The sequence below is a fragment of the Pantoea sp. CTOTU49201 genome (assembly GCF_032054795.1).
Classification (GTDB): domain Bacteria; phylum Pseudomonadota; class Gammaproteobacteria; order Enterobacterales; family Enterobacteriaceae; genus Pantoea; species Pantoea symbiotica.
Genome location: NZ_DAMBSA010000061.1, coordinates 1 through 16,351, shown reverse-complemented (window position 1 = coordinate 16,351; position 16,351 = coordinate 1). Strand labels below are relative to the sequence as shown.

14 protein-coding genes are annotated in these 16,351 nt (G+C 58.5%); 12 read left to right on the top strand and 2 right to left on the bottom strand.

What is annotated here, in order from left to right; translation table 11 throughout:
* Positions 1-82: 82 nt before the first annotated feature.
* The 7 genes from RTY00_RS06800 to RTY00_RS06770 all read left to right on the top strand — a co-directional run bounded on the left by RTY00_RS06800 (position 83) and on the right by RTY00_RS06770 (position 9,077).
* Positions 83-1,246, top strand: coding sequence for an HD-GYP domain-containing protein (locus RTY00_RS06800; protein WP_008109454.1), 1,164 nt, complete (start codon positions 83-85; stop codon positions 1,244-1,246).
* 109 nt (positions 1,247-1,355) lie between these two features.
* A complete protein-coding gene (kdpF, locus tag RTY00_RS06795; protein WP_081113208.1) occupies positions 1,356-1,445 on the top strand; it encodes a K(+)-transporting ATPase subunit F in 90 nt (29 codons plus the stop codon).
* Complete coding sequence (gene kdpA / locus RTY00_RS06790) at positions 1,445-3,124, top strand: potassium-transporting ATPase subunit KdpA (RefSeq protein WP_008109453.1); 1,680 nt, start codon at positions 1,445-1,447, stop codon at positions 3,122-3,124. Before kdpF ends, kdpA begins: the two co-directional genes overlap by 1 nt.
* A gap of 7 nt (positions 3,125-3,131) precedes the next feature.
* Positions 3,132-5,180, top strand: coding sequence for a potassium-transporting ATPase subunit KdpB (gene kdpB / locus RTY00_RS06785; RefSeq protein ID WP_312663892.1), 2,049 nt, complete (start codon positions 3,132-3,134; stop codon positions 5,178-5,180).
* A gap of 11 nt (positions 5,181-5,191) precedes the next feature.
* Positions 5,192-5,761 carry a potassium-transporting ATPase subunit KdpC gene (kdpC, locus tag RTY00_RS06780; protein WP_312663891.1) on the top strand — a complete coding sequence of 190 codons (570 nt, stop codon included), beginning with the start codon at positions 5,192-5,194 and terminating at the stop codon, positions 5,759-5,761.
* Positions 5,762-5,831: 70 nt separating this feature from the next.
* Complete coding sequence (gene kdpD / locus RTY00_RS06775) at positions 5,832-8,513, top strand: two-component system sensor histidine kinase KdpD (RefSeq protein WP_312663890.1); 2,682 nt, start codon at positions 5,832-5,834, stop codon at positions 8,511-8,513.
* A 54-nt stretch (positions 8,514-8,567) separates the two neighbouring features.
* Entirely contained in the window at positions 8,568-9,077 is a 510-nt protein-coding gene (locus RTY00_RS06770) for a TIGR00645 family protein (RefSeq protein ID WP_008109449.1), read from the top strand.
* A 79-nt stretch (positions 9,078-9,156) separates the two neighbouring features.
* Here RTY00_RS06770 and RTY00_RS06765 read toward each other — a convergent pair whose 3' ends face one another.
* On the bottom strand, positions 9,157-10,089 hold the full coding sequence (locus tag RTY00_RS06765) for a LysR family transcriptional regulator (protein ID WP_256697743.1): 933 nt from the start codon (positions 10,087-10,089) through the stop codon (positions 9,157-9,159).
* A 92-nt stretch (positions 10,090-10,181) separates the two neighbouring features.
* Between RTY00_RS06765 and RTY00_RS06760 the strand changes: the two genes are divergently transcribed.
* The 4 genes from RTY00_RS06760 to RTY00_RS06745 all read left to right on the top strand — a co-directional run bounded on the left by RTY00_RS06760 (position 10,182) and on the right by RTY00_RS06745 (position 14,335).
* On the top strand, positions 10,182-11,387 hold the full coding sequence (locus RTY00_RS06760) for an MFS transporter (protein ID WP_312663889.1): 1,206 nt from the start codon (positions 10,182-10,184) through the stop codon (positions 11,385-11,387).
* 53 nt (positions 11,388-11,440) lie between these two features.
* Complete coding sequence (locus tag RTY00_RS06755; RefSeq protein ID WP_312663888.1) at positions 11,441-12,790, top strand: sodium:proton antiporter; 1,350 nt, start codon at positions 11,441-11,443, stop codon at positions 12,788-12,790.
* Positions 12,791-12,816: 26 nt separating this feature from the next.
* Entirely contained in the window at positions 12,817-13,164 is a 348-nt protein-coding gene (locus RTY00_RS06750) for a hypothetical protein (RefSeq protein ID WP_008108113.1), read from the top strand.
* Positions 13,165-13,438: 274 nt separating this feature from the next.
* Entirely contained in the window at positions 13,439-14,335 is an 897-nt protein-coding gene (locus RTY00_RS06745; protein WP_036649417.1) for an alpha/beta hydrolase, read from the top strand.
* A gap of 58 nt (positions 14,336-14,393) precedes the next feature.
* Here the strand turns inward: RTY00_RS06745 and RTY00_RS06740 are convergent, their stop codons facing one another.
* Positions 14,394-15,311 carry a bestrophin family ion channel gene (locus tag RTY00_RS06740; protein WP_312663887.1) on the bottom strand — a complete coding sequence of 306 codons (918 nt, stop codon included), beginning with the start codon at positions 15,309-15,311 and terminating at the stop codon, positions 14,394-14,396.
* A 253-nt stretch (positions 15,312-15,564) separates the two neighbouring features.
* On the opposite strand from RTY00_RS06740, the gene RTY00_RS06735 reads away from it, so the two are divergent.
* Entirely contained in the window at positions 15,565-16,206 is a 642-nt protein-coding gene (locus tag RTY00_RS06735; RefSeq protein WP_312663886.1) for a hydrolase, read from the top strand.
* Positions 16,207-16,351: the final 145 nt, after the last annotated feature.

Here is a 16,351-nt window from a genome sequence, read left to right as displayed (position 1 = left end):
CGATCGCACAAATCACTCCTGAAGATTTTTTGCTCAGCTGCCGATACCTCCTTACCACCCACTGATATTAAGGAGCGATATCGTGATAAAGCTGATTAACGTTGACGAACTGCGGCAGGGAATGTTTATCCACAAACTTGAGGTTTGGTGGGTCAAAGATAAGCGCATTCGCAACCAAATGCTGATCACTGATAAACGCCAGATCGCGATGATCCGCAATGAGGGGATCCTGCAGTTATGGATCGATCTCGACAAATCGGTTCAGGCGCCCGCTGCGCCTGCGCCGAAAAAAGATATTCCTAAAACCCCGTTTTTCCAGGAGATGGATCAGGCGCAAAGCATCTTCAATCAGGGGAAACCGCAGGTGCTGGCGATGTTTAACGAGGCGCGCATGGGACAAGGTCTCGACCTCGATTACACCCTTGATCTGGTTGATCAAATTGCCGGATCGATCACCCGCGAACCGACTGCGCTGCTGAGCGTGGCGCGCCTGAAAAATCACGACGATTACACCTATCTGCACTCAATGGCGGTGTGCGGTTTGATGATCTCGCTCGGCAAAAAAATGGGCCTCGATGAGCATCAGCTGCGCCGCGTTGGCATGGGCGGTTTGCTGCACGATGTGGGGAAAGCCGCGGTGCCGCTGGAGATTCTCAACAAGCCCGGCAAGCTCAGCGATGAAGAGTTCACCGTGATGCGCCAGCACCCGATTGTCGGTGCGCAGATGCTAATGGAAGCTAACGCCGGTGAAGATCTGCTGGATATCGCGCTGCATCACCATGAAAAATACGACGGCAACGGTTATCCGCACGGTTTGAAAGGCGAGGAGATCTCACTGTATGCGCGCATGGCATCGGTTTGCGACGTCTATGATGCCGTCACCTCGAATCGTCCTTATCGCAAAGGCTGGACGCCTGCCGAAGCGATGCACAACATGTTGAGCTGGCGCGGCCACTTCGATAACTCGCTGCTGCACGCCTTCGTGCGCACTATCGGCATCTATCCGGTGGGATCGCTGGTGCGACTGGCTTCCGGGCGCGTGGCGCTGGTGGTGCAAGCGGGCGAAAAATCGCTGCTGAAGCCAAAAGTGCATGTGTTCTGGTCGCTGCACGCGCAGCGTGAAGTGAAACCGGAAGAGCTCGATCTCGGCGACAGCTTCTGCACCGACAGCATCACCGGCGCGGAAGACAGCGGCTTGTGGCAGAACATCGATCTGAACCGCATCTGGGCGTTAGAAAGCGCTTAATTCTTCACCATTTTTATACTTTATTTACGCCCGCTTCCCGCCTTTTTACCTCTTCTTTATGCCGCGCCGCGCATGCTTGCAGCACTACCAAAATCCTCTGGAGGTTGCTGTGAGCGTGGGCGTGATAGCCGGCATCGTGCTGGTGTTTGTTCTTCTGGGCTACCTGATTTATGCCCTGCTTAATGCGGAGGCATTCTGATGGCTGCGAATGCATTCATGCTAATTGCGGTATTTCTGCTGGTACTGATGGTGCTGGCACAACCGCTGGGACGTTATCTCGCCCTGTTTGTGGCTGACAAGCCGCTGCTGCCGCGTACCGAACGCGCGCTGTGGCGACTGGCCGGAGCCGACGGCGACGCCATGCGCTGGCCGCACTATTTGCTGGCGATTCTGCTGTTTAACGCGCTGGGTTTTGCCTTGCTGCTGCTGATGTTGATGACGCAGGCCGCGCTGCCGCTGAACCCGCAGCATCTGCCTAATCTGAGCTGGGATCTGGCGCTTAATACCGCCATTAGCTTTGTCACCAACACCAACTGGCAATCCTACGCCGGGGAAAGCACGCTGAGCTATTTCAGTCAGATGGCGGGCCTCACGGTGCAGAACTTCCTGTCAGCGGCGACCGGCATTGCCGTGGCGTTTGCGCTGATTCGTGGTTTTGCTAACCGTTCGCTGGCAACGCTCGGCAACGCGTGGCGCGACCTGACGCGCATCACCGTTTACGTGCTGCTGCCAATCAGCCTGCTGATGGCGCTGTTCTTCGTTAGCCAGGGCAGCATTCAAACCTTCGAACCTTACCATGCGCTCACCACGCTGGAAGGCGCGCAGCAGACGCTGCCGCTCGGTCCGGTGGCATCGCAGGAAGCGATCAAAATGCTCGGCACCAACGGCGGCGGTTTCTTCAACGTTAACTCGGCGCATCCGTTCGAAAACCCGACGGCGCTGACCAACTTCGTGCAGATGCTGAGCATCTTCCTGATCCCGGCGGCGCTCTGTTTCACCTTTGGTCAGCATCTGGGCGATCGTCGTCAGGGCCACATGCTGCTGTGGGCGATGACCATCATGTTCGTGCTGGCGGTGATCACCGTGATGTGGGCCGAACTGCGTGGCAATCCGCACTTCCTCGCGCTCGGCGCAGACAGCGCCATCAACATGGAAGGCAAGGAGACGCGCTTCGGCATTCTCAACTCCAGCTTGTTTGCGGTGATCACCACGGCGGCGTCGTGTGGTGCGGTCAACGCCATGCATGACTCTTTCACCGCGCTCGGCGGCATGGTGCCGATGTGGTTGATGCAGTTGGGTGAAGTGGTGTTCGGCGGCGTCGGTGCTGGCCTGTACGGCATGCTGCTGTTCGTGCTGCTCGGCGTGTTTATCGCCGGGTTGATGATCGGTCGCACGCCAGAATACATGGGCAAAAAAATCGACGTGTGGGAGATGAAGATGACCGCGCTGGCGATTCTGGTGACGCCGACGCTGGTGCTGCTCGGCACCGCGCTGGCGATGATGACCGACGCCGGTCGCGCGGGCATGGCCAATCCCGGCATTCATGGCTTCAGCGAAGTGCTGTATGCGGTGTCATCGGCGTCTAACAACAACGGCAGCGCCTTTGCCGGATTGAGCGCCAACACGCCGTTCTGGAACCTGCTGCTCGGCTTCTGCATGTTGGTGGGCCGCTTCGGCATCATCATTCCGGTGCTGGCGATTGCCGGTTCGCTGGCAGCGAAGAAAATTCAGCCGGTGGGCAACGGTACACTGCCAACGCACGGCCCGCTGTTTATCGCGCTGCTGATTGGCACCGTCTTGCTGGTGGGCGCATTGACGTTCATCCCCGCGCTGGCATTGGGCCCGGTCGCGGAACATCTGCAACTTATTCAGGGATAACGGAATCATGAGTCGTCAACAACTGGCGCTGTTTGATGCGGCGCTAACCCGCGTTGCCATGCTGGATGCGCTGAAAAAACTCGATCCGCGCGTGCAGTTCCGCAACCCGGTGATGTTTTTGGTGTGGATCGGCAGCGTGCTGACTTCGGTATTGGCGGTGGGCATGGCCAGTGGCACGCTCAGCGGCAACGCGGGCTTTACCGCTGGCGTCGCCATCTGGCTGTGGTTCACCGTGCTGTTCGCAAACTTCGCCGAAGCGCTGGCGGAAGGGCGCAGCAAGGCGCAGGCCAACAGCCTGAAAGGCATCAGCAAAACCAGCGATGCGAAGAAACTGGCCGAAGCGCGTTATGGCGCAACGTGGCACAACGTGGCGGCCGATACGCTGCGCAAAGGCGATGTGGTGCTGGTGGAAGCCGGTGACATCATTCCGTGCGACGGCGAAGTGCTGGAGGGCGGCGCATCGGTGGATGAGAGCGCCATTACCGGTGAATCCGCGCCGGTGATCCGTGAATCGGGCGGTGACTTCTCGTCCGTGACCGGCGGTACGCGCATTCTTTCCGACTGGTTGGTGATTCAGTGCAGCGTCAATCCGGGTGAAACTTTCCTCGACCGCATGATCGCTATGGTGGAAGGCGCGAAACGCCGCAAAACGCCGAACGAAGTGGCGCTGACCATTCTGCTGGTGTCGCTGACGATTGTGTTCCTGCTGGCGACCGTCACGCTGTGGCCGTTCTCGGCGTATGGCGGCACGCCGGTCAGCATCACGGTGCTGGTGGCGCTGCTGGTGTGTTTGATTCCTACAACGATTGGCGGCTTGCTGTCGGCCATCGGTGTGGCGGGCATGAGCCGCATGCTGGGCGCGAATGTTATCGCTACCAGCGGCCGTGCGGTGGAAGCGGCAGGCGACGTCGATGTGCTGATGCTGGATAAAACCGGCACCATCACGCTCGGCAACCGTCAGGCGACGCAGTTCCTGCCTGCGCCGGGCGTCAGCGAACAGCAACTGGCTGATGCGGCGCAATTGGCGTCGCTGGCTGATGAAACGCCAGAAGGGCGCAGCATCGTGGTGCTGGCGAAGCAGAAATTTAACCTGCGCGAGCGCGATCTGAGCAGCATGGGCGCGAGCTTTATTCCGTTCTCGGCGCAAACGCGTATGAGCGGCGTCAACGTGCAGGATCGTCTGATCCGCAAAGGCGCAGTCGATGCGGTTCGTCGCCACATCGAAGCCAATCATGGCCGTTTCCCGCTGGAAGTGAATGCCGCGGTGGAAGAGGTGGCGCGTGCGGGCGGCACGCCGCTGGTGGTCTCGGAAGGCGCGCAGGTGCTGGGCGTGGTGGCGCTGAAAGATATCGTTAAAGGCGGCATCAAAGAGCGCTTTGCCGAGCTGCGCAAAATGGGCATCAAAACGGTGATGATCACCGGCGATAACCCGTTAACGGCGGCGGCGATTGCGGCGGAAGCGGGCGTCGATGATTTCCTGTCGGAAGCGACGCCGGAAGCCAAGCTGGCGCTTATTCGCCAGTATCAGGCCGAAGGGCGTTTAGTGGCGATGACCGGCGACGGCACCAACGATGCCCCAGCGCTGGCGCAGGCTGACGTGGCGGTGGCGATGAACTCGGGAACCCAGGCGGCGAAAGAGGCCGGCAACATGGTCGATCTCGACTCGAATCCGACCAAGCTGCTGGAAGTGGTGCACATCGGTAAACAGATGCTGATGACGCGCGGTTCGCTCACCACCTTTAGTATCGCCAACGACGTGGCGAAGTATTTCGCCATTATTCCGGCTGCGTTTGCCGCCACCTATCCGCAGCTCAATATGCTCAACGTGATGGGGCTGCATTCGCCGAACTCGGCGATTCTGTCGGCGGTGATTTTTAACGCGCTGGTGATTGTATTCCTGATTCCGCTGGCGCTGAAAGGCGTGAGTTATCGCCCGCTGAGCGCGGCGGCGCTGCTGCGTCGCAACCTGTGGATTTACGGTGCGGGCGGATTAGTGGTGCCGTTTATTGGTATTAAAGCCATCGACCTGCTGCTAACGCTGCTTGGTCTGGCTTAAGGAGAAGAGAAATGAGTCAGTTACGTCCGGCTATTGTATTGTTAATAGTGCTTACGCTGCTCACCGGCGCGGTCTATCCGCTGCTCACTACCGGTCTGGCGCAATGGTGGTTCCCATCCCAGGCCAACGGTTCGCTGATTGAGCAGGATGGCGCGGTACGCGGTTCCGAGCAGATTGGTCAGGCATTTAATCAGCCGGGCCACTTTTGGGGTCGACCTTCCGCAACCGGCGATGCGCCTTATAATGCGTTGGCCTCAAGCGGCAGCAATCTGGCAGGCAGCAATCCGGCACTGGACAAAGCGGTGGCGGAACGCGTCGCTGCGCTGCGTGCGGCTAATCCGCAAGCCCCCAAAGCGGTGCCGGTGGAGTTAGTGACGGCGTCGGCGAGCGGATTAGATCCGGATATTTCGCCGGAAGCCGCGTTGTGGCAGGCACCGCGCATCGCCGCCGCGCGCAAGATGGCGCTGAAAGATGTCGAAGCGCTGATTGTGCGCTACACCGAGCGCCCGCTGCTGCCGTTTGTTGGCGAAGAGACGGTAAACGTGCTGCGCCTCAATCTGGCACTGGATGATTTGCAATAAACCGTAGGGTCGCCATTAATGGCGACCGTTTTCATGGCCGCACGGAACCTCGATTAATTGGACGGATTCTTTGAACGACCTACATGATGAACTGCCGCGCCCCGATCCCGATGCGCTGCTGCTGAACCACAGCGACAGCCATCGCGGTAAGCTGAAAATCTACTTCGGCGCCTGCGCGGGCGTGGGAAAAACCTTCGCCATGCTGCAGGAGGCGCAGCGCCTGCGCGCACAAGGTCTCGACGTGCTTGCGGGCGTGGTGGAAACCCACGATCGCGCAGAGACCGCCGCGCTGCTCAACGGGCTGGCGCTGTTGCCACGTCGTGCCACCGGGCGTTCGCGTCATGCTGAATTCGATCTCGATGCAGCATTAGCGCGTCATCCGGCGGTGATCCTGATGGATGAACTGGCGCACACCAACGTGCAGGGTTCGCGCCATCCCAAGCGCTGGCAGGACATTGAAGAGCTGCTCGAAGCGGGCATCGACGTCATCACCACCGTTAATGTGCAGCATCTGGAAAGCCTGAATGATGTGGTCGGCGGCGTCACCGGCATTCAGGTGCGTGAAACCGTGCCCGATCCCTTCTTTGATAGCGCCGACGAAGTGGTGCTGGTGGATCTGCCACCGGACGATCTGCGTCAGCGGCTGAAAGAGGGCAAAGTCTACGTCGGCGACCGCGCCGAACGCGCCATCGAAAACTTCTTCCGTAAAGGCAATCTGTTCGCGCTGCGCGAGCTGGCGCTGCGCCGCACCGCCGATCGCGTGGATGACCAGATGCGCGCCTGGCGCGATCAGCAAGGCCGCGACAAAGTGTGGCATACGCGTGACGCCATTCTGCTGTGCATCGGTGACGATACCGGCAGCGAAAAGCTGGTGCGCACCGCCGCACGTTTGGCGGCGCGGCTTGGCAGCGAATGGCATGCGGTGTATGTCGAAACACCACGCCTCAATCGGCTGCCGGAAGCGCGCCGTCGCGCCATTTTGCGCACGCTGCAGCTGGCGCAGGAACTTGGCGCGGAAACCGCCACGCTCTCCGATCCCGATGAAGCGCGCGCGGTGCTGCGCTACGCGCGCGAGCACAATCTCGGCAAAATCGTAACCGGTCGCCAGCCGCAACGGCGCTGGCGGCGCGACAGCTTTGCCCAGCGACTTGGCGAACTCGGCCCGGATCTTGATTTATTGGTGGTGGCGCTGGATGAACCGGTGCGCGATGCGCCGCATCCGCTTAGCGGCCAGCGCGCCAGCAGCGAAAAATGGCGGCTCTATCTGCGCGGCTGCTTGATGGCGCTGCTGCTGTGTATTTTGGTCACCGGCGTTGGACGCTGGCTGCTGGTTGAGTTTGATCCCGCCAACAGCGTGATGATTTATCTGCTGGCGGTGGTGCTGGTGGCGCTGCGCTATGGCCGCTGGCCGTCGGTGTTCGCCACGGTGATCAACATCATCGCCTTCGACCTGTTCTTTGTCGCGCCGACCGGCACCGTTGCGGTGTCGGATTTGCAGTATCTGGTGACCTTCGCAGTGATGCTGGCGGTGGGCGTGATTGTCGGAAATCTGACGGCGGGCGTGCGCTATCAGGCCAAAGTGGCGCGCTATCGGGAACAGCGCGCGCGGCATCTGTATGAGATGGCGAAAGCGCTCGGCAGCGATCTGACGCCGCAGGACATCGCCAGCACCAGCCAGCGCATAATCGATGTCACCTTGCAGGCGCGCAGTTTGCTGCTGCTGCCGGATGAACAGGGCGAGCTGCAAACCGTGGGCGACACGGCGATTGGTACGCCGCCGGATCTGGCCATCGCTAAATGGAGTTACAGCAAAGGCCAACCGGCTGGCGCGGGCACCGATACCTTGCCTGCGGTGCCGTACCAGATTCTGCCGCTGAAAAGCGGCAATCACTGTCGCGGCTTGCTGGTGGTAGAACCTGAAAACCTGCGCCAGCTAATGATTCCCGAGCAGCAGCGTTTACTGGAAACCTTCACCGTGCTGATTGCCAACGCGCTGGAACGCATGGCGCTGTCGCACAGTGAAGCGGCGTCGCGGCTGGCCGCCGAGCGTGAGCAACTGCGTAATGCGCTGCTGTCAGCGCTGTCGCACGACCTGCGCACGCCGCTAACGGTGCTGTTTGGTCAGGCGGAGATGCTGATGCTCGATCTCGCCAGTGAAGAGTCGAAGTATGTCGGCCAGGCCAATCAGATTCGCGAACAGACGCTGAGCACCATCCGGCTGGTGAGCAACATGCTGGATATGGCGCGCATTCAGTCTGGCGGGCTCAATCTGCGTGAAGAGTGGGTAGCGCTGGATGAGGTGATTGGCGGTGCGCTGAGCAGCATGGGCCCGTCGCTGAAGGGCCATGAATTTATGCTCGATTTACCCGAGATGGTGCTGATTAAAGGCGACAGCGCCATGCTGGAACGGGTGTTTACCAATCTGATCGAAAACAGCCTGAAATACGCCGGCAACGCGGCGCAGCACGGTATTCGGGCGTGGCGCGATCGCGATCGGCTGGAGATTGCGGTGTGGGATAGCGGTCCCGGCATCGCGCCAGAGAACCTGACGCGTATTTTTGACAAGTTTGCGCGCGGCGATAAAGAGTCGGCGGTGCCGGGCGTGGGATTGGGGTTGGCGATCGGTAAAACCATTATCGAATCCCATCGCGGGCGCATCTGGGCGGAGAATCGGCCGGAGGGCGGCGCGGTGTTCCGTTTGTCATTGCCGCTGCCCGCCGCACCGGAAATTTCTGAAGAAGGGCTGAAATAACTTCACATAAGTTCGGTTATACTCGCCCACTTGTCTGTTGATTAATGGGAACTTATGGAACGTTTTATCGAAAACCTGATGTATTCATCGCGCTGGCTGCTGGCTCCGGTTTACATGGGACTTTCGTTGGGCCTGCTGGCGCTGACCATCAAATTCTTCCAGGAAATTTTTCACCTGTTACCGCATGTGTTCACCATCGCGGAGAACGATTTGATTCTGCTGCTGCTGTCGCTGGTGGATATGACGCTGGTCGGCGGTTTGCTGGTGATGGTGATGCTCTCGGGTTACGAGAACTTTGTCTCCAAGCTGGATATTGATGAGCACCGCGAGAAGCTGAGCTGGCTCGGTAAAATGGACTCCGGCTCGTTGAAAAACAAAGTGGCGGCCTCGATTGTGGCGATTTCATCGATTCACCTGCTGCGTATTTTCATGGACGCCCGCAACATCGAGAATGAAAAGCTGATGTGGTACGTGATTATCCACCTGACGTTTGTGCTGTCGGCCTTTGTGATGGGCTGGCTGGATAATATGTCGAAGGGGGATAAGAAAGCGGTGAAAATGTGATGAATCCAGGTCGCCATAAATGGCGACCCTACAAAACCATCGCGTAGGGTCGTCATTTATGGCGACCTTTTCATTTCCGCTACCGCGTCGGCGGCTGCGCTCCCGCTAACTTCGGCATCACTTCCCGAATCATGGCGAAAAACTTCTGTAACCGCGCCGGATAATAGCTCGCCCACGGATAAGTCAGCCACACCGGCAGCGGCGGCGCTTGCCACTCCGGCAGCAGCTGAATCAAATCGCCTTTCGCCAAATCCTCCTGCACCACCCACGACGACACAACCGCCGCGCCCATGCCCGCAATGGCCGCTTTGCGCACTGCGTACAAACTGTCGCTGGCGAGGCGCGGCGCAATCGCCAGATTTAGCGGCTGACCATCGCTAATACGCTGCAAGGCGATTTCGTTGCGATAAAAGCTGGTCAGCGCCAGCCACGGCAGATGAGTGAGCTGCGAAACCTCATCCACCGGCGGATGCGCGGCCAGCAGCGACGGTGCCGCCACCACAAAGCGCGGCACTTCCGCCAGTAACACCGCCACGATAGATGCATCGCTGGGCGCACCCACCTGAATCGCGCAGTCGATGTTTTCGCTGATGAAGTCTGGCGTGCGGTCATTCAGCGTCCACTCCACGTTTAAGCGTGGATAGCGATGCAGATAATCAATCAACGGTTCAATCAGCTGATCCTGCCCAAACGCATGCGGCGCCCGCACGCGCAAGGTGCCAATCGGATCGTCGCTGGCGCCGGTGAGATCATCTTCCAGCGCGTGCCAGGTCGCCACCAACTGACGCGCCTGCGCATAACAGCGTTCGCCATCATCGGTAAGTTTCAGCGCATGCGTGGTGCGCATAATCAGTTTGAGGCCGAGCCGCTGCTCCAGCGCCTGCAGACGACGGCTGATGGTGGGCTGCGTGGTGCCGAGCTGCGTGGCTGCGGCTGACAGCGATCCGCTCTCGACGATGCGGATAAAGGTCTGCATCAGTTCGATGCGATCCAGGCTGGAGATGTTGTTCATACGCACCACGCATAACAGTTCTGTGTTTGAGCAGTCTACCGCGTATGGCGGCGACGCGCTTTAATAAGCGCACTTTCACGGGGGAATCCACTATGTCAGCCATCTCAACGTCAGCCATGCCAGCTGAAAAACTGCCCGCGCCGCTGGTCTTTACGCTCGCGGCCGGTGCCGGACTCAGCGTCGCATCGATTTATTACAGCCAGCCGATGCTGGATATCATCAGCAAACAGTTCAACGTCGGGATCGGCAGCGTCGGCATGGTGCCGATGTTGACGCAAGCCGGTTACGCGCTGGGGATTTTGCTGCTGGCCCCGCTCGGCGACCGTCACGATCGTCGCACCATTATTCTGATTAAAGGTTTGTTGCTGGTTGCTGCGCTGCTGCTGTGTGGCTTCTCGGGTGGATTGAATGCCTTACTGATCGCCAGCTTCGTCACCGGTTTAACCGCCACCGTGGCGCAGGACATCGTGCCAGCATCAGCGGCGTTAGCGCCGGAGCGCAGCCGCGGCAAAACCGTTGGCACGGTGATGACAGGATTGCTGGTGGGGATTTTGCTGTCACGCGTGGTGAGCGGCGTAGTGGCGGAGTATTTCGGCTGGCGCACTATGTACATGATTGCGGCGGTAGCGGTGTTGCTGATTAGCGTTGCGCTGTGGCGCGTGCTGCCGCGCTTTACGCCGGGCACCTTGGTGAGCTATCCGCGTCTGCTGCTGTCGCTGGCGCATCTGTGGCAGCACCATCAAACCCTGCGCCGCGCCGCGCTGGCGCAAGGATTGTTGTCGGTGGGCTTTAGCGCCTTCTGGTCAACGCTGGCGTTGATGCTGAGTCAAAACTTCCATCTCGACAGCGCCGTCGCTGGCGCATTCGGTCTTGCGGGTGCCGCAGGCGCTCTAGCCGCGCCGTTAGCTGGTAGCGTGGCGGATCGCATCGGTCCAGCGCGTGTTACGCAGTACGGTGCCACGCTGGTGATGGTGTCGTTCGCGCTGATGTTCTTGTTGCCGTTGCTGCCGATGCCGGCTCAGCTGGGTCTGATTATCATCAGCACCATCGGTTTTGATTTGGGTGTGCAGGCCACGCTGGTGGCGCATCAGACGCTGGTTTACAGCCTGGCGCCAGAAGCACGCAGCCGTCTTAACGCCTTGATGTTTACCGTGGTGTTTATTGGCATGGCAACCGGTGCGGCGCTGGGAAGCCTGGCGCTGGCACATTGGGGCTGGACCGGCGTGGTGGCACTCTCAACATTGGCCGCTGCGCTTGCCTTGATGATTCGCCTCGCCAGCCGTCATCTGAAAAACTGATCGCCTAACATGTGCCAGGCTTAAGGGAGAATGTTATTTAAAAACGGAGCGTTATGAATTTCCTGGCCTGGACCGCCGCTACCGGCGGTCTGCTACTTCTTATGTCACTGGCTTCCGGGTGGATTCACCGTGGGCCAGTGACCTCATTTGGTCTCTACCTGTTCGCGGGCATTCTTTGCGGTCCGTGGATGCTCAATCTGCTGCAAGTCGACATCATCGGTCACGCCAATCTCGCCGCACATCTCACCGAAATCGCCATGGCGGCCTCGCTGTTTATCACCGGGCTAAAACTGCGCTTGCCGCTCAACGCGCATGCCTGGCGGCTTGGCGTCAGGCTGGCGTTTCCGGCGATGTTGCTCACCGTCGGCGGCATGACGCTGCTGGTGCACTGGATCACCGGCTTTGACTGGGCGATGTCGCTGGCGTTTGGTGCCATTGTTGCGCCGACCGATCCGGTGCTCGCCAGCCTGATTTCGGTAAACGATGCGCGTGATGACGATGCCCTGCGCGTGGCGCTCTCCAGCGAAGCGGGCATGAACGACGGTTCCGCGCTGCCGCTGCTGATGCTGGCGATTTTGCTGTTGCAGCCGGGCGAACTCAGCACCGCTGCGCTGGGCGAGTGGTTTGCCAAAGATGCGCTGTGGGCGATTGGCGGCGGACTGGGAATCGGCTTTGTGCTGGGTTGGCTGATCGGTCAGCTGGCGACGCATTTACGTACCGCGAATCAGGATGTGGCACCCAACGATCTGTTCGCACTGGCGCTGATTGCGTTGAGCTATGCCGCCGCGCAGTCGGTTGATGCGTCGGGCTTCCTCGCCACCTTTGCAGCCGGCGTCGGGTTACGTCGCGCGGAATTGCGCGTGGTGAAGCACTATCCGCAAGATGAGATGTCTGAAGAGGAGCGCTTCTTACCGGCAGAAGCGCGCGTTAATACCGGTCAGCGGATGGCGCAGGGCAGCAGCGGCATGGTCAAATCGGTGGGTTTGGTGATCGGCGATGCGCTCTCCTTTGGTGATACTATCGAGCGCTTGCTGGCGGCGGGCATGATGGTGGTGCTGGGCATTACGCTGGCGCAGCACTGGAATCTCACCGGTATCGGACTCGCGCTGCTGCTGTTTGTGGTGGTGCGTCCGCTGGCGGTGTGGATCACTACGTGGCGCTGCGATATTCCGCTGATGCGACGTTTGCTGATTGGCTGGTTGGGTATTCGCGGCATCGGCAGTATCAATTATATTGCCTATGCATGGGTGCACGGCATGCGTGGACCGCAGGCGGAACAGATGGTGGATATGGCGCTGACGTTAGTGGTGTGCAGCATTGTGTTGCACGGCATCACGGTCACGCCGTTGTTAAACTGGCGTGCTGCCCGTCAGGCCGCACGCGCCGAACAAAACGAAAACTGATTTATTGGAAATTATTGGAGCCTATTATGAAAGCGTTATTACTCGCCCTCGTTGGGCTGTCGCTGTCGGCCGGTGCCTTGGCTGCCGACGGTGACAATAATCAGGAAGAGAATGTTTATGCCAGCCAGCTGTGTCATCTGGTGAGCAGTGAAAAGAAGACCAGCGATTTAGATGGCTACACGGAGAAGCTGAAGTCACAACTCGCGGCCAGCCAGTCTTCGTCGTCTATGCAGCAGCCTGAATTTAATGAAGAAATCGCGCAGGAAGTGATTAGCGCGTGGCTGGAGTTGGGCGAAGATGAGCGCGGCAAACTGCGTCATGATCAATCGCAATGCGAACAAACGGTAATGACCCAGTTCCAGCAACAGGACTAATACCCGTCATACTTCAAGCTGCAGGTGCGTTGGCTGCGTGTGTTCACCCCAGTCACTTACTTTTGTAAGCTCCTGGGGATTCACACCCTTGCCGCCTTCCTGCAGCTCGAATTATTTAGGGTATTCGAAAAAGCTCGCGCCTTTTTAGGCGCGTTTTTTATGGCTTTTTTGTACGATTTACGTACATAATCGCCAACGTCGAAATCAGACATGCGTCACATAATGAGATTCAGCTGTTGAAGCTGGCATTTTTTGCATACTGGCACTGGGCAAGATGATTACACGTCGTCACTTTTTGTTGGCTACTGGAGCAACCGTTCTCTCGATGACCACGGGCAAACTCTTTGCTCGCGATGATGTCATTCCGTTGTGGCCCGACGATCCGCCCGGCGGCGGCGGCCCTTCAGGCTTGCTCAAAGTCGATCGCCACGGCTCCTGGACCAATATTGTCTCACCTGCGATTCAACGCTTTCGACCGGAAAATCCCAACGGCGAAGCGGTGATTGTGGCGGCGGGCGGCGGCTATCGTTTTATCGGTATGGGCCGCGAAGCCTGGCCGGTGGCGCGCTGGCTGAATGGCAGCGGCTATACGGTGTATGTGCTTAGCTACCGTTTACCGGGTGAGAAGTGGCAGGCGGGCAATCTGGCACCGCTGCAGGATGCGCAACGTGCCATTCGTCTGGTGCGTTCGATGGAGCGCAAAGTGCATGTGTTGGGCTTCTCCGCCGGTGGCCATCTGCTCGGCATGGCGGCGGCGCGTCCGGATTTTGAATCCTATCCGGCGCAGGATCCGCTGGACCAAATTAGACCGAATGTGGATAGCGTTGGGCTGATTTATCCGGTGATCACCCTTGAAGCGCCGTATCAGCGCACCAACACGCATCTGATGATGGTGGGCCAAAACGCCACGCCGACTCAGGAAGCCAACTGGTCAGTGCAAAACTATGTCACGCGCCAATATCCACCGACCTTCCTCGCGCAGGCCGAGGACGATCACACCTCCAATCCCCACAATACGGAAATGATGCGTGACGCTTGCCGCCGCATGCGTGTGCCGGTTGAGCTGATTGAACTCAGCAGCGGCGGGCACGGTTTTGGTCTCGGCAAAGCGGGTACGCCAGCCGCATTGTGGGATCAGGCGTATGTGCGTTGGTTGGATAATCAGGGTTAAAGCGGGTTGGGGTTGGTGCGTGTGTTGGGAAGGTCGCCATAAATGGCGACCCTACGTATCACGTTAAATTAAAATTCGCGTCCGGCTGCAGCGGTTCCGGCAGCGGCGTATCGCCATTCATCGCTTTCAAATTGCGTTCGATATTGACGCACAGCGCATCAAGCGGCAGATGATTTGGTGCGGTGCCAAACGGATGTTCCAGCTCCTCCGCCAGCGCTTCCAGCGACAAAAAGGTGTAGGAGATAAACATCGACACCAGCGGCGTCATCAGGTGTAAATCCGCCACCAGCGCAAACGGCAGCAGCGTACAGAACAGGTAAACGGTGCGATGCAGAATCAGGCTGTAGGCGAACGGAATCGGTGTGCTGGCAATGCGATCGCAACCGCCCAGAATCGCCGACAGCTGATTAAGATTTTCATCAATGCTCTGCCAGACAATATCCGACACCAACCCTTCATCGCGGCGCTGCGCCAGCCATTCACTCAAGCACAATAAAATCTGCGACGTCGGCATCGGATGATGCAGCACTTTGCTGTGCCAGCTGGCCGGCAGCAAACGCTGTAAATCGGACTGCACATCGGTTTTACGCAGGCGATGTTTCAGGCACCAGCAGAATGCCAGCAGCAAGCCGGTAAATTCCCGCACCTGTTCTTCACTCAGGCCACGAATGCCTTTGATCTGCCGCAGCAGCGAGCGCTGGGTGATATGCAGGCTGCCCCACAAGGTGCGGGCTTCGATAAAACGCGCATAGCTGGCGTTATTACGAAAGCCGAGAAAGATGGCGATCGACACACCAACCAAACTAAAGGGCGCGGTGGTGAGGTGAATGCCGAAAGTGGAGTACCACGGATAGCCAAAGATGGCGATCAGTGACATCAGCAGGTTGAGCGACAGGCGGAACACGATGTTGCTGAGCACCGATCCATGCCAGTCAAACAGCCGGAGAAACCAGTGTTGATGAGGACGTACGATCATTTTGCGATGGTGTATTTTTTAGGTTTTGTAGCGACAGGTTACGCCGGTCAGTGATCTTGAACAACGCTAAATCCCAGTCTTTTTAAGGCAAATTGCGCGGTGAGAATGCTATTTTATTTATTTAAATCAATCTTCTAAAAACACTTTGAACAAGTTGTAAAATTCTTTGCGTTATCTCTTCCAGCTCGCCTTCTCTAAAGTTCATTTCAGCAGCACAACACACAAATTTATAACCACTTTAGAGGAATACATCATGTCTAAACTCGACCTGCTCGACCCACAGAACTCCACGTTGATCTTCATCGACCACCAGCCGCAGATGTCTTTCGGCGTTGCGAATATCGATCGCCAGCAGCTCAAAAATAACACCGTTGCTCTGGCGAAGACCGGCAAAATTTTCGACGTGCCGGTGATTTACACTTCTGTGGAGACGGAGAGCTTCAGCGGCTACATCTGGCCTGAACTGCTGGCGGTCCATCCGGAAGCCAAGCCGATTGAGCGCACCTCAATGAACTCATGGGAAGACGCGAAGTTTGTTGAAGCGGTAGAGAAAACCGGCCGTAAAAAGCTGATTATCTCTGCGCTGTGGACTGAAGTGTGCCTGACGTTCCCGGCGCTGATGGCGCTGAAAGAGGGCTATGAAGTCTATGTGGTGACCGATACGTCTGGCGGTACTAGCGTCGATGCGCACGAACGTTCTATCCAGCGCATGGTGCAGGCTGGCGCGGTGCCGGTGACCTGGCAGCAAGTGCTGCTTGAGTATCAGCGCGACTGGTCACGCAAAGAGACCTACGATGCGGTGATGGATCTGGTGCGTGAACACAGTGGCGCTTACGGCATGGGCGTTGATTACGCTTACACCATGGTGCACAAAGCGCCGCAGCGCAGCGCCTGAATCACTCCGGGCGCGGCAGGCTGACTTTCAGCGCATCGATAAACAGCCGCAGCGCCATGGATTGATGCCGGTTGGGCGGGAACCACAGCGCAATCCCCGCCGATTGCACCCGCCAATCGGCCAGCAGCTCCACCAACTGGCCGCT